At 56.4% G+C, this 1,985-nt stretch carries 2 protein-coding genes; both read left to right on the top strand.

Annotated elements, in window-relative coordinates:
• A partial coding sequence (gene xseA / locus Q7T06_RS09925; protein WP_304784170.1) for an exodeoxyribonuclease VII large subunit occupies window positions 1-996 on the top strand: 996 nt, incomplete at its 5' end.
• Between the two features lie 111 nt (window positions 997-1,107).
• Window positions 1,108-1,686 carry a superoxide dismutase [Fe] gene (gene sodB, locus Q7T06_RS09920; protein ID WP_304784168.1) on the top strand — a complete coding sequence of 193 codons (579 nt, stop codon included), beginning with the start codon at window positions 1,108-1,110 and terminating at the stop codon, window positions 1,684-1,686.
• Window positions 1,687-1,985: the final 299 nt, after the last annotated feature.

The following is a 1,985-nucleotide window of genomic DNA, read 5'->3' as shown; positions in this document are numbered from 1 at the left end:
CAGTTGAAGGAAAAACTCGCGGCCGAAGGTTTGTTCGATCCGGCCCGCAAGCGGCCGTTGCCGCTGTTTGCACGCACGATAGGCATAGTCACCAGCCCGCAGGCAGCAGCCCTGCGTGACATTTTGACTACCTTGAAACGTCGCGCCCCACATGTGCGTATCATCCTGTATCCAACACCGGTGCAGGGCGAAGGCTCGGCCAACAAGATTGCACAGGCAATCGCCACCGCCTCGGCGCGCGCCGAATGCGATGTGCTGCTGGTGTGTCGCGGCGGCGGCAGCATAGAAGATTTATGGTCGTTCAATCATGAACTGGTCGCACGCACGATAGTCGGTTGCGACATCCCCGTCATCGTCGGCGTCGGCCATGAAACCGATTTCACGATTGCCGATTTTGCCGCCGATCTGCGCGCACCAACCCCGACCGCGGCAGCAGAACTGGCTGCCACGCCGCGCGCAGACTGGCTGGCCAGGCTGGCAACTGAAGCCGATGACATGCGCCGCACATTGAAAAGGCAGTTATCCGATACGGCGCAAACGCTGGACTGGCTGTCGCGCCGCCTGATCAGCCCATCCGCCTATATCGCGCATGAAGGGATGAAACTGCAAAACCTGCAGGCGCGCCTGGGCCATGCCACCCGTATCCCGCTCAGCAAGGCGCAGTTTGCCCTCGCGCATTTGCGCAATCGCTGGCTCACGCAATTGCCGGATACACGGGCGCAACGCATACGCGTAGCCGATCATGCGCGCCGCCTGGGCAGCCAGATGGCAAGGCGCGTGGCCACGCAACGCCAGCATCTGGGCGCCTTGTCGGCACAACTGGAAATGCTCAATCCGCAACGCACGCTGGAACGCGGCTATGCGATCGTCACTGATGAAAAAGGGCAAATCGTGCGCGCGCCGCAGGAACTGCATCCGCGCCAGCATGTAACGCTGCGATTGGCAGAAGGCACGGCACAGATAGGAATAGCCAGCGTGCAAAAAACGCTGGAGTAAAACCGCAGCATGGCGGAAATTGACTTGCGTCGTGTGCAAGCATTGCATAACCGCCTTACAATAAGCCCTTTCAAAAAGAACATCTTTATTTTTAACCCTCAAAGGACGACCATGGAACATACCCTGCCGGCACTGCCCTATGCGTTGGATGCACTCGCTCCACATATTTCCAAAGAAACACTCGAATACCATTACGGCAAGCATCACCAGACTTACGTAACGAATTTGAACAACCTGATCAAGGGTACCGAATTCGAAAATGCCAGCCTCGAAGAAATCATCAAGAAATCTTCCGGCGGCGTATTCAACAATGCAGCCCAGGTCTGGAACCACACGTTCTACTGGAACGGCTTGAAACCAGCAGGCGGCGGCGCTCCAACTGGCAAAGTTGCTGATGCAATCAATGCAAAATGGGGTTCCTTCGACAAGTTCAAGGAAGAATTCACCAAATCATGCGTAACCAATTTCGGCTCCGGCTGGACCTGGCTGGTGAAAAAAGCCGACGGCTCGCTCGATCTGGCTAACACCTCGAACGCAGGCTGCCCATTGACCGGCGCCGACACACCACTGTTGACCTGCGACGTCTGGGAACACGCTTACTACATCGACTACCGCAATGCGCGTCCCAAGTATGTGGAATCGTTCTGGGCCTTGGTGAACTGGGATTTCGTAGCGAAAAACCTCGGCTAAATCGCGCCTCCACGCAGGCAGGCTTGATGTCTGTTTATGCATTGGAAAACACGATCAGCTGGCTGTAATAAAACGCCCCGATTATTCGGGGCGTTTTTGTTTTGTCCGCGTAATTGTGTTTGCCCTTGTTTGCTCGTTTGCGTCACTGATCCTGTTTTTTCTTCGTGGATACTCAGTTGCCGGGAGTGGCCCGGCTGCCACCTTCTTTCTTTGCTTCGCCAAAGAAAGAAGGCAAAGAAAGGCGACGCAGCAGCCGTTGCCCGCTACGCGGGTCCCCAAGTCCAGCACACGTCAGTCGG

This window comes from Herminiimonas sp. (assembly GCF_030645555.1).
In the GTDB taxonomy this organism is placed as follows: domain Bacteria; phylum Pseudomonadota; class Gammaproteobacteria; order Burkholderiales; family Burkholderiaceae_D; genus Oxalicibacterium.
The sequence above is the reverse complement of the archived record's forward strand: the minus strand, read 5'-3'. Positions and strand labels throughout refer to the sequence as shown.

Bases quoted from the DNA above. Each gene is read 5' to 3' on its own strand.
- sodB (WP_304784168.1), top strand. From the start codon at position 1,108: ATGGAACATACCCTGCCGGCACTGCCCTATGCGTTGGATGCACTCGCT.